This window comes from Thalassovita autumnalis (assembly GCF_001458255.1).
GTDB classification, from domain to species: domain Bacteria; phylum Pseudomonadota; class Alphaproteobacteria; order Rhodobacterales; family Rhodobacteraceae; genus Thalassobius; species Thalassobius autumnalis.
The window spans coordinates 207,535-230,011 of the sequence record NZ_CYSB01000040.1; the positions used below are offsets into that span (position 1 = coordinate 207,535).

Below are 22,477 nucleotides of genomic sequence, written 5' to 3' on the forward strand. Positions count from 1 at the left end.
TCAAGTCTCGCCCCACAACCCAGTTTCGGGTGTCTTAGGCTCAGGACCCATTAATGTTCCGGCACCGGTTTGGCAGATTTTCGAACTGACTAGGAACATGGCCGCAGGAATAGTGATCTATTGCAAGGTCATGTGACGCGGCTCAGTGCGAAAACCCGCCAAATCGAAGACGCCAAAATCGCTGCATATCAACGGCACGAGGCGCTTGAAAAGAGAGCCACTCTTTCCGGCGCACCTCAAACCATTGATATTTTGCGATTTTGACGCCGGTGCGGAAAAATTAATGGGTGCTGAGCCTAATCTTCAGCGAAAATCTTCTGGTTTGACGCCGTAGCGGGCCAGTTTGTCATAGAAGGTTTTGCGCGGCAGTTTCAGCGCCTGAGCCGCGTTTGAGGCCCGCCCTTCGGCCCGACGCAGCGCCGCAATCAGCAGGGATCGCTCAACCCGCGCCATCTGTTCGGCAAGGCCCAGTTCGGTTTCAGCGTCATCCTCGGTGCTGCCCTCGCCCAGCACAAACCGCATGGCAGCGCTCATCAGGGCGCGGGCGTTGCCCGGCCAGTCGCGCGTCATCAGGGACGAGATGACTTCAGGCGTGACCTCAGGGGGTTCCAGACCGGATTGTTCCGCCGCCTGGGCCACATAATGGCGAAACAGAACCGGAATATCCTCCGGCCGTTCTTTGAGGGAGGGGATGCGCACCATCATCACCTCAACCCGGTAGTAAATCTCCGCCTGCAAGAGGCCCTGTTCAACCGCTTGGCTCAGATCCTGGGTGGAACCTGCAATCAGGCGCACGCCGCCTGCTTCCAGCGCGTCAATCAGCGCGATCTGGGCATCCGCAGCCAGCCCGCCGATGTCATCCAAAAACAGCGTACCGCCCTGCGCGGCCTCCAAAGCCTCAGCCAAGGCAGCGCGATCCAACGCGGGAGCAGCGCGTTTTACGAAGGGGCCTTTGGCGTTGGGCGAACAGAGGTGAATAACCTCAGCAACCTTGTAGATCCCAGACCCCGGTGCACCGTTCACCAGGACATCTGTGCCCGCCCGCGCCGCCAGCCGCGCCCGGGCGCGCAAAACCTCAGACAGGTCGGACTGGCCATAAAGCATCCGCGCGGCCGCATCACCGGTTTCCAGCTGCGCCTTCATCCGCCGGTTTTCCAACACCAAGGCGCGGGTTTTCAGCGCCCGTTCCAATGCCGCCAGCAGATCGGCCGAGGCACAGGGTTTTTCCAGAAACCCAAAGGCCCCGTTTCGCATGGCTTTGACGGCCATGGGAATATCGCCCTCTCCCGTCAGCAGGATCACCGGTAGCTCAGCATCAGTGTCTTGGGTGTAGTCCAACAGGTGGAACCCATCGCGCCCCGGCATTCGGATATCTGACAACACAACGCCATCAAAATCCGGGCCGATGTGATCCTTGGCCTCAATGAACGATCCCATGCTCAGGGGCGTCAGATCAGCAAGCTCCAGCGTCTGTGCCAAAGCATCGCGCACGGCGGCGTCATCATCGACCAGCAGAACCTTGCGAATGGTCAAAGCCTCGCTCATGCGATCGCCTCCTCTGTCCATGGCTCCAGCTCCACGGTGAACATCGCCCCCGTTGCGGCGTTGCTGCCGCGGATTTTCCCGCCGAAGCTCTGCACCAATCCGTAAGAAATCGAAAGCCCCAATCCCATGCCCTCGGAGCTGCCTACAGTTTTGGTCGAATAGAAAGGTTCAAACACCTTGTCGGGTTCTTTGATGCCGGGCCCGATGTCCCGTACGGTGACAGACAGGGGGTTGGCGGGGTTGATGACAATCTGCACCAGCCGCTCCTCCTGATCCATCATGGCATCTGCGGCGTTGTTGATGAGGTTGACCAGAACCTGCGTCAGCCGCACATCCCCTGCCCGCACCCAGAGCGGGCTGCCAGCAAGCGCGGGATCCCAATCTAGCCGCACAAAATCGGCCTTAAGCCGGGCCTCAGTCAATTCAACGGCGGTGTTCACAACCTGCACCAGATCCACCTTGCTGACCGGTTCGCTTTCATTGCGGGCAAAGGCGCGCAGGTTTTTGATGATACGGGCCATCCGCGCCGCCATATCCGCAATACGCGAGAGGTTTTCCTCGGCCCTTTCGGGTTTGCCCCGCGCCATGAATGCATTGCCGTTTTCTGCATATTGCCGGATCGCCATCAGCGGCTGGTTCAGCTCATGGCTGATCCCGGCAGACATTTGGCCCAGCGCGGAGAGTTTGCCGGCCTGCACCAGATCATCCTGCGCCTTTTTCAGCGCCACCTCGGCGGCCACCCGCTCGGCAACTTCCCGGCGCAGGGTTTCGTTGGTTTGAGACAGCTCGGCTGTGCGCTCCTCCACCCGGCTTTCGAGGATCACATTGGCCTGGGCCAGCGCACGTCGCCGTTCGGTTGCCAGAAACGATAGCGCACCAAAGGCCAGAAACACCGCCGCCACCGCTGCGGCCTGTAGTCCCGCCAGCCGCCGGGCCGGATCCACATCAATCAAGGCTTCGGCCATCATGCTGATCGCGGGCAGATCCTGCGCCAGATGCAATCCACGTGCAGGCACATAGGCGGACCAGTTGGTCAGCCACAGCTCATACCCGCCGACCAATCGCACCCCAAAGGTGGTTGAGGCCCCATCCGGTGGGATCAGCTGCCCATCCTGCTGGCGCCGCCAATAAAGCAGTTCGGAGCGGTTGGTGATAAACACCTCACCGCCTGCATTGGTGAAAAAGATCGAGGGGCGCGCGCCGCGCCATTCCTCTTCGATACGGTCAATATCGGCAACGACAACCAGCGCGCCCTGCACCTTGCCAGATGGGCTGAACACCGGGGCTGCAAAGGAATAGATCCGTTTACCGGTGTCCAAAACGCCATGCGCCTCACCCATCGCACCCTGCCGTGCACGCCGTACATGCACCTCGGTCGAAACATCCCCGGCCATCACGCCATTGGCCGAGACCACCACCTGCCCCTTATGATCGACCAGAACCAGATCCAGCGCGGCGGTTTTGTCTGCCGCTTCCAGCAGGTGCGCCTCTGCCTGACCAACGCCAGCGCCTGCCAAAACCGAACGCACCACCGGATGGTCGGCCGTCAGAACCGCCAGTTGCTGATACCGCTGCAACTGCCCCGTCAGCCGGTCCGTGGCCAGCGCCAGATCGACCCGGCCACGCTGCGCCAGCTGGCCCAGCGCCTGCACATAGCCATAGCGCCACACGCCACCGGCAATCACCGCAACGGACAACAGGAACAACAGGATCACCGCCACACGGCGTAGGGTTGCAGTCTTCATGAGGGCAAACCTAACGCGGGCGGGCTTGCAAAGACCAGAGGGGATGGACTAGCTGGTGCCATGAAAAGACTGAGCCAATCGCCAACCGATCCCGCCTTTGTTCAAAACCCTTACCCGTTTTACGACCGCGCCCGGGCCGAAGGGCCCATGGTGTTCTGGGAAGAGTACAACATGCCCTGTGCCACCAGCTATGCGGTGACCATGGCCCTGTTCAAAGACCGCCGGTTTGGTCGCGAATGCCCGCCTGAATTTGCCCCTGACATCCCCGACCGGCTGCGCCCGTTTTATGACATCGAAGCCCATTCGATGCTGGAACTGGATGGCGCGCGTCACAAACGGCTGCGGTCTTTGGTACTGCGCGCCTTCACCTCGCGCCGGATTGCCGGACTGGGGCCTGAGATTGAAGCGCTGTGTCATCAGCTGATCGATGCTTTCCCGGAAGGTGGCTGTGACCTGTTGCAGGCCTATTGCACCCATGTGCCCGTGGTGGTGATCTGCCGCCTGCTGGGGGTGCCTGAGGCGATGGCCGATGATCTGCTGAAATGGTCCAATGCGATGGTGTCGATGTATCAGGCGCGGCGCACCCGTGAGATCGAAGATGCGGCGATGCAGGCCTCAACCGATTTCCGCAACTTCATGATCTCTTACATCGATCAACGGCGGAACGAACCGGGCGACGATCTAATCACCAGCCTGATCGAGGCTGAAGAAGGCGGCGAAAAGCTCAGCACGGATGAGCTGATCACCACCTGTATCCTGCTGCTCAACGCAGGCCATGAGGCCACGGTGCATTCGCTGGGTCTGGCGGTGAAAACCCTGCTGGAGCAAGGCACGGACGCAAGCTACCTCTCTGAAGACCAAATTGATGGCACCATCGAGGAAAGCCTGCGCTTTGACCCGCCGCTGCATATGTTCACCCGCTACGCCTATGAGGAGGTTGAGGTTGCCGGCCACACTTTCCAGCGCGGCGATCAGGTGGCGCTGCTGCTAGGGGCGGCAAACCGGGATCCCGGCAAATGGGAAGATCCGCAGGTCTTCAACCCGGGTCGCCCTGTCGCAACCAATGTCGCCTTTGGCAGCGGGGTGCATTTCTGCGTTGGAGCACCGCTGGCCCGGTTGGAGATGAAAATCGCTCTGCCGATCCTGTTTGACCGCCTGCCGAACCTGGCCCTGGACGGCGCGCCGCAGTATGGTGATGTGTATCATTTCCACGGGCTTTCGGCCTTGCAGGTCAAATACTGAAACGGCATCAATACGTTACAATCAGGGGCTATCGGGGGGCCCTGAATTCCCCCCCTCCTAAGGCATACATTTGCATACCGCCTTCTGGCCATCTTGCTTTTGGTTACAAAAAAATTTTTTCTCACCCCAAATGAGTGTGTAACTTTGCCTGAGATTCGGTGATGTCCTTTTTCCGAACCCGCCACCGCCCAATGTTGCTGTGCGCCGCTATTGCTGTCACGCTGCTGGCGCTGGCCCACAGCACGATGCCATCAGTTTACGTCTGGCATATTGCCGCTGCTTTTGCGGTGGCGATGAACCTCAACTACGTTATCGAAGCCATAGCCCGGCAAAGGTTTGTCCGCACTGAGATCTGGTTTGCCGTTGGCGTCACGGCCCTTGCGCTGATCGGTCTGTTCACCACGCCGCTGTTGGTCATTGCGGCGCTGTTGCTGCACGCGGTCTGGGATGTGGCCAAACACCTTGGGATCGGGGTGCCGTTTTCCAGCCAATTCACCCTGGGGTGTTTCGCGGTCTGTCTGGCTTATAGCGGGGCCTTGCTGTTTCACTGGGTCGGCCTGACCTGAGCACGTCCATATGGCGACCTGTCGTCACAGTGTGACAGGCTGCCCGGTTGCCCCTTCTGATGTTCTGCCGCTTGATGCCGGTGACCCCAATCACTCAAGGCTCACCGATGACCGCTGCCCTGTCCTACTTCCAATCCCGTCAGAAGCTCCTTGCCATCCTTGGCACACTTTACGTGGTCTTCCTTCTATTGTCGCACTGGCAATTGCCCAAGGCCCATGTCTGGTGGATCGCTGGCTTCTTCTCGATCATCATGAACTTCGTCTACATCAAAGAGGCACGCGCGCTGCGCCAGTTTGTACGTGTTGAAACGCTGGTCGCCACCTTGCTGATCGTTTTGTCCTGTCTTGGGGCACTGTGGTATCCGCCGCTGGTGATCGCGGCGATCTTTGGTCATGGCTGTTGGGACATCGCCAAACATCTTGGTGCGGGGGTGCCGTTCCTCAGCTGGTACACGCTCAGCTGCTTTGCGGTCGACACCCTCTATAGTGGCGCCTTGTTGCTTTATTGGATCAGCTGAGCTGAACACTCAGCGATCCAGATGCCCCATGTCGCGATCAGGGTCGATCTGATCGCGCAGGCGCTTTTTCAACTCTTTCGCCTCCGGAAAGCCGCCGTCGCGCTTTCGCTCCCACAACAGATGCCCGTCGACCCGCACCTCATAGGTGCCGCCATAACCCGGCACCAGGGTCACGCCGCCCAGATCCTCACCAAAGCTTTGCAACAGCTCCTGCGCCATCCAGCCGGCCCGCAGCAGCCAATTGCAGCCAGTGCAATATTCAATCGTGACCAGTGGTTTTTGCGCACTCACAGCGGCAGCTCCGTGGTGGATTTGATTTCCTCCATCGACAAAAGCGCGGTGACGTTATGCACCTTCACCTCAGAAATCAGCGCCTGATAGAACACATCATAGGCGCGGGCATTTTGCACCCGAACCTTGAGGATGTAGTCAATATCGCCCGCCAGCCTGTGGGCTTCCTGCACCTCAGGGCGATTGCGCAGCGCGGTGAGGAATTTCTGCTGCCACTCTGCCTCATGTTCTGAGGTGCGGATCAGCACAAAGAAACAGGCGTCAAAGCCCAATTTCTCAGCATCCAGCACGACCGTTTGCTGCCCCATGACGCCGGCTTCACGCATCTTGCGGATACGATTCCACACAGGCGTCTTGGACGAGCCTACTTTCTTGGCGATTTCATCCAAAGATTGACCTGCATCGCGCTGCAGCTCAGCCAGGATTTTCCGATCGGTCTGGTCCAGGCGAACCGTCATTTCGCTGCCCTCCGCAATTTTAGAACATTGTTATCATTTTTGCGCAGACGCACTGGATACAGTCCTTATTTGTTCCAGAACATAGCGCATTGAGGGGAATATTTTCTATATATCACCTCAAGTCAACCAGAGGAGAAGGCCAAGATGCCCCGCCCTTTTAAGCCAAAAGTCATCACCGCAAACGCCCTGCTGGAAGGGGACGTCGTCTATTTCACTGCAAATGACGAGTGGTCGCGTGAGATGTGTCAGGCTGAGGTGCTGGAAGATCAGGCCCATGCTGAACTGCGTTTGATCGAAGCGTCGCGCCAACAGGCCGAGATTGTTGGTGCCTATCTGGCCGACGTGAAAGCGGGCGACAATGGCCCTGAACCCACCCACTTCCGTGAGGACTTCCGCCGCACCGGCCCGTCCAACTACTTCCACGGCAAACAGGCAGAGGCCAGCTGATGTATCGCTATAACGACTTTGATGACGCCTTTCTGGCCGAACGCAACGCACAGTTCCGCGCACAGGTGGAACGCCGCATCGAAGGCGCCCTGACCGAGGAAGAGTTCCGTCCGCTGCGCCTGATGAACGGTCTGTATCTGCAGCTACACGCCTACATGCTGCGGGTGGCCATTCCCTATGGCACGCTGTCCAGCGCGCAGATGCGCCAGCTGGCGCTGATCGCGGACAAGTGGGATAAGGGCTACGGCCATTTCACCACCCGTCAGAACATTCAGTACAACTGGCCGAAACTGCCGGATGTGCCGGATATCCTCGACAGTCTGGGCGAGGTGCAGCTGCACGCTATTCAGACCTCGGGCAACACCATCCGTAACGTGACCGCGGACCATTTCGCGGGCGCGGCGGCGGATGAGATCGCCGATCCCCGCCCCGTGGCTGAGTTGATCCGTCAGTGGTCCACCGACCACCCGGAATTCCAGTTCCTGCCGCGCAAATTCAAAATCGCCATCACCGGCTCCCCCAACGACCGCGCCGTGACCAAGGCGCATGATATTGGCCTGCGCATGGTGGAACAGAACGGCGAAGCCGGTTTTGAGGTCATCGTCGGCGGTGGTCTGGGCCGCACCCCAGTTGTGGGCAAGGTCATGCGGGAATTCCTTCCACAGGCCGACCTGCTGCCTTATCTGGAGGCCATCGTCTCGGTCTACAACACGCTGGGTCGCCGGGATAACAAATACAAAGCCCGCATCAAGATCACCGTGAATGAAAACGGTATTGATGAGGTGCGCGCCCGCGTTGAGAAACGGTTCGACGAAATCCGCCCGCTGTTCAAAGGTGTGGATCAGGAAATGTTGGCCGATATCGAGGCCCATTTCGCAGCCCCGGCCTTTGTGAACAAAGACGTGGCACCCTATGAGCTGGCCTACACCAACGATCCGGTGTTCCGCTCCTGGGCGGATACCAACCTGTCGGCGCATAAGGCTGAAGGCTACGCGATCGTCTCGATCTCGGTCAAAGCGCACGGTCAGACACCGGGCGACGCCACCAGCGACCAAATGCGTCTGATGGCCGATCTGGCCGAGAAGTATGGCCATGGTGAGTTGCGCATCAGCCACGAACAGAACGTGATCCTGCCGCATGTGCATATGGCCGATCTGCCAGCACTGCACGCCGCGCTGAAGGAACAGGGTCTGGGCACCGCCAACATTGGGCTGATCAGCGATATCATCGCCTGCCCTGGTATGGACTATTGCGCGCTGGCCACCGCCCGTTCAATCCCTGTGGCCCAGCAGATCGCCGAACGGTTTGATGAGCTGAAGCTGGAACATGAGATCGGCCCGCTGAAAATCAAAATCTCAGGCTGCATCAACGCCTGTGGCCACCACCACGTGGGTCACATCGGTATCCTTGGCCTCGACCGGGCTGGGGTTGAAAACTACCAGATCACGCTGGGTGGCGACGGCACCGAAGATGCGGTAATCGGTCAACGTGTCGGGCCGGGCTTTGCCTATGATCAGGTTGTGGCGGCGATTGAAACCATCATCACCACATATCTGTCGCTGCGCGAAGATGAGAGCGAAACCTTCCTTGACGCCTATCGCCGTCTGGGACCGGATCCGTTCAAAGCCGCGCTTTATCCGGAGGCTGCGAAGAGAAATGCCGCTTGAGGCGCCTCTTCAGGCAGTGGCGGAACGGGTTGACCACCTGAACCGCCGCTACCAGCACCACGCGGCCAGCACGGTGCTGAAACGGGCGATGACCGATCCACAGGTGGGTCGCATCGCCATGGTGTCCTCCTTTGGCGCGGAAAGCGTTGTTTTGTTGCATATGGTGGCGGTGGTTGATCCCACCACGCCGGTGCTGTTCATCGACACCCAGATGCTGTTTCCCGAAACGCTGGACTATCAGCAAGAGGTGGCCGCGAAACTGGGGCTAACGGATGTGCGGGTGATCCGCGCGGCAGAGGATGAGGTGGCGCAAGAAGACCCATACGGCGCGCTGCACCTCAGCGACACCGATGCCTGCTGTGACCTGCGCAAAACCCGGCCCCTGGAAAAAGCGCTCAGCGGTTTTGATGCCTGGATCACCGGACGCAAACGGTTTCAGGCCGGATCACGCGCGGCGCTGGAGTTCTTTGAGAACGAAGAGGACAAGCGGATCAAGGTGAACCCGCTGGCGCATTGGGAAAAGTCGGATGTTCAGGACTACCTGATCAACAACCGTCTGCCGAAACACCCGCTGATCGCGCAGGGCTACCCCTCGATCGGCTGCCGCCCCTGCACCTCGAAGGTGAAACCGGGCGAAGATGAACGGGCCGGCCGCTGGCGCGGCACCCAGAAAGAAGAATGCGGCATCCACATGGTGGATGGCAAAATGGTAAGAATTGGAGCGCAACAATGAGCGTGATCGTCACCGATACCGGCTTTGCGGCCGATGACTGGACCGGCCCCATCGCTGAGCTGGAAAATGTGGACAATGCCATCGCGGTGGATCTGACCTCGGACGCGGATACATCCGTGCTGGCCGATCATCTGGACCGGCTGCAGCTGATCCGCATCGACTTCCCCAGCTTTGCCGATGGCCGCGGGTTCACCCTGGCGCGTGAGTTGCGCCTGATGGGCTATCAGGGCCGCCTGCGGGCCAAGGGTCATGTGATCTCAGACCAATATGCCATGGCGCGCCGCACCGGCTTTGATGAGGTGGAAATCTCGGCTGATCTGGCTGCACGCCAGCCCGAAGGCGAATGGAAGTTCCGCGCCGATTGGCGGGCCAATGATTATCAGAACCGCATGCGGGCGGGATAGGGTCGGGTAAATCCTTATCGTTGAGGAAATACCCAGCGAAACAAGGAAATTTCCTCCCTTCCAACTGACCTAAATCAAAGATATCTGAAGGATGCCGGATTACACACCGGCCAGAGCCATTATGACCGAGATGACACCCGTGACCGATGCTGCCGCCGCCAAGGCCCCCAAAGTGCCCGCCCTGCCCGATGCCCAGACCGTAACTGAGGTCAAGCATTGGACTGACCGCCTGTTTTCCTTCCGCTGCACGCGCCCGGCGTCGCTGCGGTTCCGTTCGGGTGAATTTGTGATGATCGGCCTGATGGGGGATGTGAACCCCAAGACCGGCAAGCAAAAACCGCTGCTGCGCGCCTATTCCATCGCCTCGCCATCCTGGGACGAAGAGATGGAGTTTTATTCGATCAAGGTGCAGGACGGTCCGCTGACCTCCAAGCTGCAGCACATCAAGGTTGGCGATGAGGTGATCCTGCGCCCGAAACCCGTTGGCACGCTGGTGCATGATGCGCTGATCCCGGGCAAGCGGATCTGGTTCTTTGCCACCGGCACCGGCTTTGCGCCTTTTGCATCGCTGCTGCGCGAACCGGAGACCTATGAAAAGTTCGATGAGGTGATCATCACCCACACCTGCCGCGAAGTGGGTGAACTGACCTATGGCCGTGAGCTGATCGAAGCCCTGAAGGACGACGAGCTGCTCAATGAGGTGATCGGCGAAGGCTTCTGGAAGAAGATCAAGTACTACCCCACCACCACCCGCGAAGAGAGCCCCAAAATGGGCCGTATCACCGACCTGATGCGCTCGGGCGAAGCGTTTGAGGATCTGGGCGTGCCGCCGCTGAACCCCGACACCGACCGTGCCATGATCTGTGGCAACCTGGCGTTCAACCTGGAACTCAAGGACCTATTTGAAAACACCTACGGTCTGGAAGAAGGCGCCAATTCCAAGCCTGCGCACTTCGTTGTGGAAAAAGCGTTCCTCGACTGATCTGAACCTCGATCAAGACATTGAAGCCGGGCCGAAAGGTCCGGCTTTTTGCGTCTTTGCCTATGGTCTTGCGGCATCACAGGCAGCTTTACCTTGACCAAGGCCCGGCGCGCCTCACATCCTCGGTTTGTATTTCATGTCAGGGTATCGCGATGGACAGTTTCTCAGCCCTTAAGTTTTTCGGCGCTTTGTTTGCAATCATGAACCCGATTTCAAACCTGCCGATCTTCCTCAGCACCACCGAAGGCGCCAGCGCCGCACAGCGCAGTGCCATTGCCCTGCGGGTGGTGATCTATTGTTTTGTGATGGGCACAGCCTTTGCTATGATGGGCCATGCGGCGCTTGGCTTTTTCGGCATCTCGATTGATGATTTTCGTGTGGCCGGCGGGCTGGTTGTGCTGCTGATCGGTCTGAAAATGCTGAATGGAAGCGACAGCAGCGCCCATCACGGCACCGAAGAGGAAAAACAAAATTTCCCGGATGCTGATGCCGTGGCCTTTTACCCGCTGACCTTCCCGATCCTTGTCGGCCCGGCACGATCACAACGCTGATCCTCTATCGCCAGCAGGCCGACAGCCCCCAAGACCTGATCGCCTATGCGCTGATTTTCGCAGCGGTGCTTGCCTCAATCGGCGTGGTGTTTGCCCTGTCGGGTCGGTTGGCCGGCTATCTGTCTCAAACAGGTCGGGTGATCATGACGCGGCTTATGGGCATGATCCTGGCAGCCATTGCGGTTGAGATGATCACCTCAGGCCTGTCCGTATTGCTGCCCGGGCTTGCAGGCAGCGCAGGATAACCCCCGCGCCGCCCAGAGTTCTGCTTGCGCAGCAGCGCGTTAAAGGCCCAGCTGCTGACGTGCTGCGGCCAATGCGCTGGCCAGCAGTTCAGGATTATCCTTCGCCGCTGACAGGGATTGCGTCAGAGCATTGCGCGCCAGCGGGTTCAGGTCTGAAGCTTTGATGAACTCAACCGCCTTATCAAAATCAAACCCTGCAACGCTGAACAGATCCGCGCCGGTTGGCGCCACCAATTCAGCAGCACCTTCAGTCACCGTTTCGACCGCTTCGCTGACCTCTTCCTGCACCTGCGCGGCCATGTCACCCGCCGCAGCAGACACATCCTCCGCAGCCTCCTGCACGGCCTCGCTGTCTACCGCCTCACTCACCTGCTCCAGCGCCTCGACGGCCTCACTTGCGCCTGCCTCAACGGCCTCGACCGCCCCGGTCACCTGTTCTGTCACCTGTTCCGTTACCTGTTCAGCCACATCCGCGGCCACATCGCTAACCACCTGCTCAACTGAGTCGCCTGTCGCCGGCGCTTTTGCTTCTTCAACAGGCGCGGTGGCTTCAACCTCCGGCGCTTCAGGCACGGTAACGGGTGTCACCGCAACCGGCTCAGGCGTTTCGCCACCGCTCAGCGCCAGATACCCCACAACCACGATCAGACCCGCTGCGGCCACGCCAACTGCATAATTCATAACTCTATCCCTTTCCTGCGCGGCGGTTCCTTCACCGCGCCTCATCCCCTGCAATGAAGCGCCGCAGCGCAGAACAAACTAGGGGGAAAAGCCCCGGATTTGCCGCAAAACCGGCCATTTGCCGCTTGAAGATTCCCTATGGGGGGGATAGGTTTGGGCCTCAAATTCGCCAACGATTGAAGGATTGATCCCATAGCTCGCAGACCGCATAACGCGCCCCCGACACGCGACACCGGCCCCCGGACCAACGAGCGCATCCGCGCGCCCGAAGTACGCCTGATTGGTGCAGAAGGTGAAAATGTCGGCGTCGTCTCGCCCGCCAAAGCCATGGCCATGGCCGAAGAGGCAGGTCTTGATCTGGTGGAAATCTCGCCCAACGCGAAGCCCCCCGTCTGCAAAATCATGGACTATGGTAAGTTCAAGTACGAACAGCAGAAACGGGAATCGGAAGCCCGCAAAAAGCAGAAGATCATCGAGGTCAAAGAGGTTAAGTTCCGTCCGAACACTGATACCCATGACTACGACGTCAAAATGCGCAACGTGATCAAGTTCCTGGAAAAAGGCGACAAGGTGAAGGTCACCCTGCGCTTCCGCGGCCGTGAAATGGCCCACCAGAACCTGGGCCGTGAGCTGCTGCTGCGGGTGGCCGAAGACATCAAAGAATTGGGCAAAGTCGAAAACATGCCCAAGATGGAAGGCCGCCAGATGATCATGATGATCGGCCCGCTGAACAAGTAAGCCTGATCCAGTCAGATTTGCGAAACGCCCCTGCCACCGCGCGGGGGCGTTTTTTGTTGCCGGACTAATTTATTGCCAGCCTTGATTGTCGCCGCCGCAGATCATTTATCTGACGTAGACCATCCAAAGGAGGCCCCAATGTGGGAAGAACGCTACGCCGGCTCAGCCGATTATGTCTTTGGCACCGCCCCGGCTCAGTTTCTGCGCGATCATCTGGACTATCTGATCGCTGGCCAAAGTGCGCTGGCCGTTGCCGATGGTGAGGGGCGCAATTCGGTCTTTATGGCCGAACGCGGCCTTGAGGTCACCGCGCTGGAATTTGCCCCCACCGCCCTGGACCGCGCCCGCAGCCTGGCCACTGAAAAGCAGGTTGCGGTTGATTTCCAGCACTGTGACATCCTGAACGATCCCTGGCCGAAGGCACAGTATGACATCGTTGCAGGCATCTTCATTCAGTTCGTCGGCCCCGAAGGCCGTGCGGTACAGTTTGAACGCATGCAGGCCGCAACCAAACCCGGCGGTGTGGTGATGCTGCATGGCTATACCCAGAAACAATTGGACTACGGTACCGGCGGACCGCCGTTTCTGGAAAACCTCTACACGCCCGAAATGCTACGCGCCGCCTTTTCCGGCTGGGAGATTGTGACGCTGGAGGCGTATGAACGCGAAGTGCAGGAAGGCCGCGGCCATTCCGGCATGTCCGCCCTGATCGATCTGATTGCGCGCAAACCAGAGGTCTGAACCTGCGTCAGGGTCAGGATTTGAGTATTTCTGGAACATTGAAAGCGCCTTTCATCGTTCCCCAAATACTCCTGCCGGAGGCTCCGACATCAGCAAAGCAAAAGGGCGCCCCGGGATGGAGCGCCCTTCCTAGTTCTACCGTTGCTGCAGATCAGGCTGCGGCCACGGCGCGTTTGGTCAGCACCTTGATCAGGTTGGCGCGATACTCCGGCGTGCCATGCAGATCGCTGATCAGACCGTCAGCGGCGACCGTCAGACCATCCACAGCCTCGGGCGAGAAGTCAGCGGACAGCGCCGCCTCGGCCTCAGCCCAGCGCATCACGCCCTCTTCTGACGCGCCGGTCACAGCCACCCGCACGCCATCGGCGTATTTGGCCACAAACACCCCTGTCAGCGCAAAGCGTGACGCGGGTTGTTCGAACTTCTGATAGCTGGCTTTTTCCGGGATCGGGAAGTTGACCGAAGTGATGATCTCCCCCTCGTCCAGCGCGGTGGCGAACATCCCGTCAAAGAAGTCATCCGCCGCGATTTCCCGCGCATTGGTCACCACGGTTGCGCCAGAGGCCAGCACCGCCGACGGGTAACAGGCCGCTGGATCGTTATTGGCAAGCGAGCCGCCCAATGTGCCACGGTTGCGCACTGCCGGATCCCCGATGCCACCTGCCAGCGCGGCCAGCGCCGCATAGGCACCGCCATCTGCTGCAACAGTGGCATGGGTGGTGGCCGCACCAACCGACAGGGTATCGCCGTTCTGGCAGACGCCCTTCAGCGCCTCAATGCCCGTCAGGCTCACCAGTTTCGAAGGTGCGTTCAACCGCTGCTTCATCGACGGGATCAATGTCTGACCGCCCGAAAGCGCCAGCGCATCTTCTTCCTTCAGCGCTGCAACCGCGTCTTCGACGCTGCCGGGCTGTTCAAAGTCAAAGTTATACATTCTGACTGTCCTTCCTTATTTGACCGACTGCATCGCGTTCCACACACGCGACGGCGACAGCGGCATGTCGATATGCTCCACAGGGTAGCCCCCACGATGCAGCGCATCAATCACAGCGTTAACCAGGGCCGGTGGCGATCCGATGGCCCCTGCCTCACCGCAGCCCTTCACCCCAAGCGGGTTGTGGGTACAGGGCGTCTGGCAGGAATGATCAACGGTGAAGTTCGGCAGATCATGGGCCCGCGGCATGGCGTAGTCCATGTAGGACCCGCTGAGCAGCTGGCCGTTGTCATCATAGACGCAGTTTTCCAGCATCGCCTGGCCCAGACCTTGTGCCAGACCGCCATGCACCTGACCTTCGACGATCATCGGGTTGATTACATTGCCGAAATCATCCGCCGCAGTGAAGCCAAGGATATCGATCTTGCCGGTGCCGGGGTCTACTTCGACTTCGCAGAAGTAAGCGCCCGAGGGGTAGGTGAAGTTTGCCGGATCGTAAAACGCGGTTTCCTCCAGCCCGGGTTCGATTTCCTCCAGCGGGTAGTTGTGCGGCACGTAAGCTGCCAGACAGACATCGCCCCAGGCCACGGATTTATCCGTGCCCGCGACCGAGAATTGACCGTCCTTCAACTCAATATCCGCATCGGCGGCTTCCATCAGGTGGGCCGCGATCTTCTTGGCCTTGTTGATCACCTTCTCCGCTGCCCGCACCATGGCCGAGCCACCGACCGCGATCGAACGTGAGCCGTAAGTGCCCATGCCCATCGGGGTTTTAGAGGTGTCGCCGTGGACAATATCGACCTGACTTTCGTCAATGCCGATCATATCCGCCACTACCTGCGCAAAGGTGGTTTCATGCCCCTGCCCGTGGCTGTGGCTGCCGGTCATCACGGCAATGGATCCGGTGGCGTTCACCCGCACGGTGGCCGATTCATAAAGTCCTGCACGTGCACCCAGCTGCCCCACAAGGTTCGACGGTGCGATGCCACAAGCCTCAATGTAGTGGGCGATGCCAAAGCCACGCATCTTGCCGTTGGCCTTGCTTTCTGCCGCGCGGGTGTCAAAGCCAGCGTAGTCTGTCAGCTCCAGCGCTTTATCCAGCGTGGCGTCGTAGTTGCCGGTGTCATAGGCCACCGCAACGGGGGTTTCATAGGGGAACTGGTCGGGTTTGATGAAGTTCAAACGCCGCAGCTCTGCCGGGTCCATGCCCAATTCACGCGCGGCTTTGTCAACCACCCGTTCCAGCTGGAAGGTTGCCTCGGGGCGCCCTGCCCCGCGATAGGCATCCACTGGCACGGTGTTGGTGAAGACCGCTTTCACGTTCACATAGATCAGCGGCGTGGTGTAGTTGCCCGCCATCAGCGTGCCATGCAGCCAGGTCGGCACCGAAGGCGCAAAGGTCGACAGGTAAGCGCCCATATTGGCATAGGTTTCGGTGCGGATCGCCGTGAATTTGTTGTCCGCATCCAGCGCCAGCTCGATCTTAGTCACGTGATCGCGGCCATGCGCATCCGAAATGAACGCCTCCGAGCGCGAGCAGGTCCATTTCACTGGACGGTTCAGCGCCTTGGCAGCAAAGGTGACAAAGGCCTCTTCCGCGTAGTGGAAGATCTTGGTGCCAAAGCCACCGCCCACGTCAGGCGCAACCACCCGCAGCTTATGTTCCGGGATGCCCAGCACAAAGGCACCCATCAGCAGGCGGATCACATGCGGGTTCTGCGAGGTGGTGTAGAGCGTATGCTCATCATTGGCGCGATTGTAATCCCCCACCGCCACACGTGGCTCCATCGGGTTGGCCACCAGACGGTTGTTGGTCAGTTCCAAGGTGGTGACGTGGGCGGCGTTTTTGATCGCCTGATCCACCGCATCGCGATTTTCCTCCACAAATCCCCAATCATAGCAGAGGTTTGAGGTCAGATCGTCATGCACCTTGGTGGCACCCTCGGCGCAGGCGGCTTTCATGTCGATCACTGCTGGCAGCTCAGTGATGTCCACCTCAACCGCTTCGGCCGCATCCCGCGCCAGTTCTGGGCTTTCGGCGATGACAACGGCAATCGGGTCGCCCACGTGACGCACCTTGCCCTCGGCCAGGATAGGGTGCTTCGGCTCCTGCATCGGGTTGCCTTCGCGGTCGGTCACCTGCCAACCGCAGGGAATGCCACCCACCCCTTCGAAATCCTTCGCGGTGAAGACCTTGACCACGCCCTCCATCGCCTCGGCAGCAGAAGCATCGATGCTGTTGATCGTGCCATGTGCCACGTCCGAGCGCAGGAAATGCGCGTAGGTCTGGTTCACCAGGTTGATGTCATCTGTGTAATTGCCGGTTCCGGTCAGGAACCTTACGTCTTCGCGCCGCTTGCTGCTGGCGCCAATGCCTTGATCCTTCGGCATATTATCCTCCCTAGAAACAGTTGGGTCTCCTCCAGCCCTTCTCTTTCAATGATCTGAAAATACTCAATGAAACCGCGCCAACTGGCACAGCGGATCTGGGTTTATGACTTATTCAGCCGCAACCGCCGGCACCTCTTGGCCAGAGGCGGCCATGATCGCGCGGACGATGTTGTGATACCCGGTGCAGCGGCAGATATTGCCTTCGAGGTAATCACGCACCTCGGCCTCGGTGGGTTGCGGGTTTTCTTTCAACAGGGCTGCCGCAGACATCACCATGCCCGGCGTGCAGAAACCGCACTGCAATCCGTGGTAATCCTGAAACGCCTGCTGGATCTTGTTCAGCGTACCATCCGGGGCCGCCTGGCCTTCGATGGTGGCAACCTCTGCCCCCGCGGCCTCATGGGCAAACATGGTGCAGCTTTTCACAGCATTGCCGTTCACGTGGACCACACAGGCGCCACATTGGCTGGTGTCACAGCCCACATGGGTGCCGGTCATCCCAAGGGTTTCGCGCAGGAAGGTCGACAGCAAGGTCCGCCCCTCCGCATCGCCCGAAACCGCACGGCCGTTCACCGTCATTTTCACTTCTGTCATCGTGCCCTCCCTAAAGCAGATAATCTTGGTACTTGCGTTGATGATATGGATAGGCGCCAGACTTACGCGCCTAAGACCTTCTTAAACCATCCCTTTTTCTCAGCGGCCTCAGGTTCAGCGCCTTCGGCTGCGTCAGAATCCTCAGCAGGGCCTTCCACCGCGTTCTGAAAATTCTCAAAAAACTGATCGGCCATTTTTTTCGCAAACCCATCGATGATGCGGCTGCCAAGCTGTGCCAGCTTGCCGCCCACCTTGGCCTCCACCTCATAGGTCAGCCGGGTGCCACCGTCGGGCAGATCTTCAAGGTTCACTTTGGCGCCGCCTTTGGCAAACCCCGCAGCACCACCCTTGCCATCGCCGGTCAGGGTCAGTGCCTGCCCCTCCACCATTTCTGAGAAACTGACGGCGCCTTTGAAGGTGGCCTTCACCGGCCCCACCTTCTGAACAACCGTGGCTTCGAACCCTTCTTCCGGGGTGCCGGACATTTCCTTGCAACCGGGCACGCAGGTCTGCAGCACCTCTGGCGACAGCAGCGCAGCCCAGACCGTGGCGCGGTCCGCCTGAATGTCACGGGAATCGGTCAATTGCATCTTTGGCTCCTCCACTTCCGGGGTTAGGCTAAGCGCAAACGGGTCAGATCGGATATGCGACCAAGGGTGTAGATGCCACTGCGGCATGCTCCCCCCCTCAGGTTACGACTAAGGCCCACTATACGGTCAATGCCCAATATGGGTAGTCTGGCAAAATGCGCTCACCCGGGACGGTAGGCGCAGATCATTCAGCAAGTGAGGGAGAGGAACCTTGCCAGCAGCAGATGTTTTAGAGGCGCAGACCATCACCTCAGCCCTTGTTGTGGACGATCATCCGCTGTTTTGTGACGCCCTGGCCATGACGCTGCAGGCCGTGACCAGCGCCACCACGATCCGGGCCACCGACAGTCTGACAGCTGCATTGGCCGATATTGAGGCACAGGGCACCCCGGATATCATCGTTTTGGACCTGAACCTGCCGGATGTGGATGGCTTTGACGGGCTGATCCGCCTGAAAACTGCGGCCCCTGTACCGGTGATTGTGGTGTCTTCCATGAGTGACGCGCGGGTGATCACCTCAGCCTTGCAGGCAGGGGCCGCCGGGTTTGTGCCCAAACACAGCCCGCGCGAGGTGTTCGCGCTGGCCTTTGACGCCATCAAACGAGGTGAGAGGTTTGTGCCAGAGGGCTGCGATCTGATTGACGAAGATCTGCACTCCCCCGATGACGCCGCCGCGCGGCTGGCAACATTGACCAACCAGCAGGCGCGGATTCTGCAGTTGATCTGCGAAGGCAAGCTGAACAAACAAATCGCCTTTGATCTGTCCATCGCGGAAACCACGGTCAAAGCCCATGTGACCGCCATCATGCGGAAACTGGGGGTTCAAAGCCGCACGCAGGCGGTGCTGATCGCCAAGGAAACAAGCTTTGCCAATATCTTGCAAGACGAGGCTTAAGCGCGCAGTGTAACATCAGCGCGGTGCGGGGAGGCATGCGGTGAAGGATCAGCAACCAACATCTGGGATCACAGATTGGGGCCAAACGCCCCTGCGCGTTGCGTCTGTCCCCTGTGACACCTCTGCCCCATTGCAGCAGCTTGCCACCCAACTGGGTGCTGAGCCGATGGAGCTGATGTTGCTGTTCATCTCACCCGACGCAGATGTGCAGGCATTGGCCCGTGATGTGCCCCTTGCTTTTGGCCAGACACCCGTGATCGGCTGTACCACAGCGGGCGAACTGACCGATGCGGGCTACGCCGAGGGTCAGATCGTGGCGATTGGCCTGCCAAAGTCCCTGTTTTGCACTCGTACGCAGCTGATCGAAAACCTCAGCAATGTGGACACTGACGCGCTGGTGCGGCGGATGCTGCGCAACCGCGATGCCCTGCGCCGTGAGGCTGAGGCGTTTCGGCATGAGTTCAACTTCCTGATCGTCGATGGGCTGTCGCAACGTGAGGACGCGCTGACCGCAGCCCTGTCGCTGGGGCTTGGGCCAGTGCCACTGTTTGGCGGGTCGGCGGGGGATGGCGCTGACTTTGGGGCGGCCTTTGTGCTGTGGCAGGGGCAGCTCTACCGCAATGCTGCGGTGCTGACCCAGATCCGCAGCCGCTGCCCCGTGCGGGTGTTCAAAAGCGATCATCTGGTGCCCAGTGGCCGCAAAATGGTGGTGACCAGCGCCCGGCCACAGGAACGGTTGGTTCAAGAAATCAATGCCGAGCCCGCCGCGCGCGAATATGCCCGCCTGCTGGGCAAGGACCCGGAACAGCTCGACACCTTCACCTTCGCCGCCCATCCCGTGGTGGTGCAGATCGGGGATCAACACCATGTCCGATCTATTCAACGGGTGGCTGAGAACGGCGATCTGGTGTTCTTTTCCGCAATTGACGAAGGCGTGGTGCTGACGCTTGCAGATTCACTGCACATGGTGGAGCACCTCAAAGCGCAGTTTGCCGATCTGTCCCGCGATGGCGCCCCCGAAGCGATATTGGCCTGCGATTGCCTTTTGCGGAAACTGGAAGCTGAGCAAAAGCAGATGATCGGGCAGCTGTCAGAGGTGATGGTGCAAAACCGGGTAGTGGGCTTCTCTACCTATGGCGAGCAGCTGAATTCCATGCATGTCAATCAGACCCTGACCGGTGTGGCCTTCTACCCGCCCGACCCGCTGAATGATGCGGCGGAGGAGGATCTGGCATGAGCGGCAGCGCCCCCTCAGATGGGTTGATTGATCCGCGCGATCCGCTGGAACGGCAGAACGAAAAGCTGCGCAAGATCACCGACGCGCTGATGCGGCGGGTCGAACAGGGATCTGACGGGTTGGGCGCGGCCTTTGCGCAGTTTCAACGCGCCGCCCTGCTGGAAGAGGAGGTCACCGCCCGCACCCGCGAATTGGGCCGTGCGCTTGATTTGCTGAACGCCTCAAACGCACGCCTGGCCGAAGCCAACCGCGAAACCGAAGCCGCGCGCCGCAATCTGACCAACGCGATTGAGACCGTGCAGGAAGGCTTTGCCCTCTTCAGCGCCGAGGAGGAGCTGGTCCTGTCCAACAGCCGCTTCGGCCTTCACATGCCTGATATCCGGGACAAAATGCAGCCCGGCCTGCGGTTTTCGGACTATGTGGAACTGGTGAGCCGGTCACAGTTTCTGGCGCTGAGCGAAGGCGAAACCCCTGAAAAATGGGCCGCCCGAAGGATGGAACGGCATCAGGACCGCCATGTCATCTTTAATGCCCGAATGGTCTGGAACCGCTGGGTGCAGGTCAGTGAACACCGCACGCCAGATGGCGGCACTGTGATCCTGCAGACCGATGTTACAGACATCATGCGGCTGGAACGGCGTGAGCGTGATCGGATGCTGGACACCCAGGCCAAGCTGATCCGCGCCACGTTGGACCATCTGGATCAAGGTGTCTGCATCTTTGACGACCAGGCCCGGCTGGTCGGATGGAACCAGCGCGCAGGTGAGCTGCTGTCGCTGCCGGTGGGCAAATTGCGCATGGGGGCGTCTTTTGCCGCGCTGTTTGAACGGTTCCGCGATGAGGTTCGGTTTGCCGGTGACACGACGGCGGAAACCATTGCCGATTGGGTACGTATGGCCGCATCGCGCCCCGCCCTCAGTTTTGAAATGCAGCACCACAATGGCCGGCTGCTGACCGCCTCGGCACAAGAGATGCCGGACCGCGGTTTTGTGATGTCGTTCAGCGATGTCAGCGCGGAGCGTGCCGCGGTACAGGCGGTTTATGAGGCCAACGAACGGCTGGAACAGCGGGTGATCGAACGCACACTGGAGCTGGAGGATGCGCTGAGCGAGGCCGAGCGCGCCAATGCCTCCAAATCCCGGTTTGTTGCCGCCGCCAGTCATGATCTGCTGCAGCCCCTTTCGGCCGCAAAACTCTATGTCGGCTCGGCGCTGGCAGAGGCTGGGGATGCCAAAACCCAATCGGTGCTGAGCCGTGCGGGCAATGCGCTGAATGCCGTGGAACATATCCTTGGGGCGCTGCTGGACATCTCAAAACTGGATTCCGGGCAGGCCGGTGTTCATCTGGGTCAAGTTCACCTGAGGCGTATGTTGGCGCAGCTCTGTGATGAACTGGCCCCACAGGCCGAGGCGAAGGGCCTGCAACTGCGGCTGGTCGGCTGCGATGTAGTCGTGCAAAGCGATGCCACCTATCTGCGGCGCATCCTGCAAAATCTTATTGGCAACGCCGTGCGTTACACCCAACGGGGCAAGGTGCTGGTTGGGGTGCGGCGTCAAGGGGCCAACCTGCGTGTTGAAGTGCATGACACCGGCCCCGGCATTCCAGCGGATCAACAAGAGCTGATCTTCAAAGAGTTCCACCGCGGCAGTGGCACATCCTCCGCCGCCGAGGGGTTGGGGCTAGGCCTGGCCATCGTGGATCGGGCCTGTGCGGTGTTGAACCACCCGTTAACCCTGCACTCCGAGCCGGGGCGTGGCACCTGCTTCGCGGTTGAGGTGCCGGTGTCAGCCCGTCGCCTGCCCGACCTGCCCGCGCAAACCAAGAGTATCGAACAACCAGCCTCAGCTGACACACAGTTGGAGGATATGGTTGTCCTGCTGGTCGAAAAGGATCAGGCCCTGCGCGATGCGCTGTCGACCACGATGGAGCAATGGGGTGTCATTGTCTGGCCCGCAACGGATCTGGCCAGCGCCCAGCAGCAACAAGCCGAATTTGGCATTGCACCGGATGCTGTGATCGCCGGTCAAACCCTGCGGGACGGCCAAAATGGCGCGGAGCTGATCCAGCACATCCGCCAAGCACATGGCGCCCTGCCCGCCTGCCTGCTGTCAGGTCGCGGCACGGATGCAGGTGGCCCGGATCAACCTCAACTGCCGACAGAAACAGCTCTACCGATCACAGTTTTGCACAAACCGCTGTCGATCACGGCGCTCCACCACTTTTTGCTGCAAACCTATCAGCAAGTCCAAAGGCGCTGATGCTTTTGGAGGTAGCAGAGGTAC

At 59.8% G+C, this 22,477-nt stretch carries 22 protein-coding genes and 1 pseudogene; 14 read left to right on the forward strand and 9 right to left on the reverse strand.

Annotated features, from left to right (window positions below; translation table 11 throughout):
• Nucleotides 1-303 precede the first annotated feature (303 nt).
• The gene (locus TL5118_RS17695; RefSeq protein WP_058244175.1) at nt 304-1,545 is read right to left on the reverse strand and encodes a sigma-54-dependent transcriptional regulator; all 1,242 of its coding nucleotides are present in this window, start codon (nt 1,543-1,545) and stop codon (nt 304-306) included.
• Nucleotides 1,542-3,290: a sensor histidine kinase gene (locus tag TL5118_RS17700; protein ID WP_058244176.1), complete on the reverse strand. Its 1,749-nt coding sequence runs from the start codon at nt 3,288-3,290 to the stop codon at nt 1,542-1,544. The genes TL5118_RS17695 and TL5118_RS17700 overlap by 4 nt, the downstream gene beginning before the upstream one ends.
• A gap of 60 nt (nt 3,291-3,350) precedes the next feature.
• On the opposite strand from TL5118_RS17700, the gene TL5118_RS17705 reads away from it, so the two are divergent.
• From TL5118_RS17705 to TL5118_RS17715, 3 genes are all read left to right on the forward strand, one after another.
• Complete coding sequence (locus TL5118_RS17705; protein WP_058244177.1) at nt 3,351-4,532, forward strand: cytochrome P450; 1,182 nt, start codon at nt 3,351-3,353, stop codon at nt 4,530-4,532.
• 161 nt (nt 4,533-4,693) lie between these two features.
• The gene (locus TL5118_RS17710) at nt 4,694-5,098 is read left to right on the forward strand and encodes a hypothetical protein (protein ID WP_058244178.1); all 405 of its coding nucleotides are present in this window, start codon (nt 4,694-4,696) and stop codon (nt 5,096-5,098) included.
• Nucleotides 5,099-5,145: 47 nt separating this feature from the next.
• A complete protein-coding gene (locus TL5118_RS17715) occupies nt 5,146-5,616 on the forward strand; it encodes a hypothetical protein (RefSeq protein ID WP_131727459.1) in 471 nt (156 codons plus the stop codon).
• 9 nt (nt 5,617-5,625) lie between these two features.
• Here TL5118_RS17715 and TL5118_RS17720 read toward each other — a convergent pair whose 3' ends face one another.
• Both TL5118_RS17720 and TL5118_RS17725 read right to left on the reverse strand, forming a co-directional pair.
• A complete protein-coding gene (locus TL5118_RS17720; protein WP_058244180.1) occupies nt 5,626-5,907 on the reverse strand; it encodes an Rdx family protein in 282 nt (93 codons plus the stop codon).
• Nucleotides 5,904-6,365 carry an Lrp/AsnC family transcriptional regulator gene (locus TL5118_RS17725; RefSeq protein WP_058244181.1) on the reverse strand — a complete coding sequence of 154 codons (462 nt, stop codon included), beginning with the start codon at nt 6,363-6,365 and terminating at the stop codon, nt 5,904-5,906. Before TL5118_RS17725 ends, TL5118_RS17720 begins: the two co-directional genes overlap by 4 nt.
• 144 nt (nt 6,366-6,509) lie before the next feature.
• Here TL5118_RS17725 and TL5118_RS17730 point away from each other — a divergent pair, with 144 nt between their 5' ends.
• The 6 genes and pseudogenes from TL5118_RS17730 to TL5118_RS17755 all read left to right on the forward strand — a co-directional run bounded on the left by TL5118_RS17730 (nt 6,510) and on the right by TL5118_RS17755 (nt 11,394).
• Nucleotides 6,510-6,812 carry a DUF2849 domain-containing protein gene (locus tag TL5118_RS17730; protein WP_058244182.1) on the forward strand — a complete coding sequence of 101 codons (303 nt, stop codon included), beginning with the start codon at nt 6,510-6,512 and terminating at the stop codon, nt 6,810-6,812.
• The gene (locus TL5118_RS17735) at nt 6,812-8,479 is read left to right on the forward strand and encodes a nitrite/sulfite reductase (protein WP_058244183.1); all 1,668 of its coding nucleotides are present in this window, start codon (nt 6,812-6,814) and stop codon (nt 8,477-8,479) included. Before TL5118_RS17730 ends, TL5118_RS17735 begins: the two co-directional genes overlap by 1 nt.
• Entirely contained in the window at nt 8,469-9,212 is a 744-nt protein-coding gene (locus TL5118_RS17740) for a phosphoadenylyl-sulfate reductase (protein ID WP_058244184.1), read from the forward strand. Before TL5118_RS17735 ends, TL5118_RS17740 begins: the two co-directional genes overlap by 11 nt.
• Nucleotides 9,209-9,616: a DUF934 domain-containing protein gene (locus TL5118_RS17745; protein WP_058244185.1), complete on the forward strand. Its 408-nt coding sequence runs from the start codon at nt 9,209-9,211 to the stop codon at nt 9,614-9,616. Before TL5118_RS17740 ends, TL5118_RS17745 begins: the two co-directional genes overlap by 4 nt.
• A gap of 121 nt (nt 9,617-9,737) precedes the next feature.
• On the forward strand, nt 9,738-10,598 hold the full coding sequence (locus TL5118_RS17750) for a ferredoxin--NADP reductase (protein ID WP_058244186.1): 861 nt from the start codon (nt 9,738-9,740) through the stop codon (nt 10,596-10,598).
• A 200-nt stretch (nt 10,599-10,798) separates the two neighbouring features.
• Nucleotides 10,799-11,394, forward strand: a pseudogene (locus tag TL5118_RS17755) (MarC family protein).
• 39 nt (nt 11,395-11,433) lie between these two features.
• Here TL5118_RS17755 and TL5118_RS17760 read toward each other — a convergent pair.
• Nucleotides 11,434-12,075 (reverse strand): hypothetical protein, encoded by a 642-nt coding sequence (locus TL5118_RS17760; protein ID WP_058244187.1) that lies wholly within the window; start codon nt 12,073-12,075, stop codon nt 11,434-11,436.
• Between the two features lie 192 nt (nt 12,076-12,267).
• Between TL5118_RS17760 and infC the strand changes: the two genes are divergently transcribed.
• Entirely contained in the window at nt 12,268-12,813 is a 546-nt protein-coding gene (gene infC / locus TL5118_RS17765) for a translation initiation factor IF-3 (RefSeq protein WP_058244188.1), read from the forward strand.
• A gap of 138 nt (nt 12,814-12,951) precedes the next feature.
• Entirely contained in the window at nt 12,952-13,554 is a 603-nt protein-coding gene (locus TL5118_RS17770) for an SAM-dependent methyltransferase (protein ID WP_058244189.1), read from the forward strand.
• A gap of 151 nt (nt 13,555-13,705) precedes the next feature.
• Here the strand turns inward: TL5118_RS17770 and TL5118_RS17775 are convergent, their stop codons facing one another.
• From TL5118_RS17775 to TL5118_RS17790, 4 genes are all read right to left on the reverse strand, one after another.
• Nucleotides 13,706-14,488 (reverse strand): FAD binding domain-containing protein, encoded by a 783-nt coding sequence (locus TL5118_RS17775; RefSeq protein ID WP_058244190.1) that lies wholly within the window; start codon nt 14,486-14,488, stop codon nt 13,706-13,708.
• A gap of 15 nt (nt 14,489-14,503) precedes the next feature.
• Nucleotides 14,504-16,879: a xanthine dehydrogenase family protein molybdopterin-binding subunit gene (locus TL5118_RS17780; protein WP_058244191.1), complete on the reverse strand. Its 2,376-nt coding sequence runs from the start codon at nt 16,877-16,879 to the stop codon at nt 14,504-14,506.
• 108 nt (nt 16,880-16,987) lie between these two features.
• On the reverse strand, nt 16,988-17,473 hold the full coding sequence (locus tag TL5118_RS17785; protein ID WP_058244192.1) for a (2Fe-2S)-binding protein: 486 nt from the start codon (nt 17,471-17,473) through the stop codon (nt 16,988-16,990).
• A gap of 62 nt (nt 17,474-17,535) precedes the next feature.
• Nucleotides 17,536-18,063, reverse strand: a complete 528-nt coding sequence (locus TL5118_RS17790; protein WP_058244193.1) for an SRPBCC family protein — start codon at nt 18,061-18,063, stop codon at nt 17,536-17,538.
• A gap of 298 nt (nt 18,064-18,361) precedes the next feature.
• Here TL5118_RS17790 and TL5118_RS17795 point away from each other — a divergent pair, with 298 nt between their 5' ends.
• From TL5118_RS17795 to TL5118_RS17805, 3 genes are read left to right on the forward strand one after another with little or no spacing between them, the layout of a single operon-like run.
• On the forward strand, nt 18,362-18,958 hold the full coding sequence (locus TL5118_RS17795; protein ID WP_082626344.1) for a LuxR C-terminal-related transcriptional regulator: 597 nt from the start codon (nt 18,362-18,364) through the stop codon (nt 18,956-18,958).
• A gap of 40 nt (nt 18,959-18,998) precedes the next feature.
• The gene (locus tag TL5118_RS17800; protein ID WP_058244195.1) at nt 18,999-20,195 is read left to right on the forward strand and encodes an FIST N-terminal domain-containing protein; all 1,197 of its coding nucleotides are present in this window, start codon (nt 18,999-19,001) and stop codon (nt 20,193-20,195) included.
• Nucleotides 20,192-22,453, forward strand: a complete 2,262-nt coding sequence (locus TL5118_RS17805) for a PAS-domain containing protein (RefSeq protein ID WP_058244196.1) — start codon at nt 20,192-20,194, stop codon at nt 22,451-22,453. The genes TL5118_RS17800 and TL5118_RS17805 overlap by 4 nt, the downstream gene beginning before the upstream one ends.
• Nucleotides 22,454-22,477: the final 24 nt, after the last annotated feature.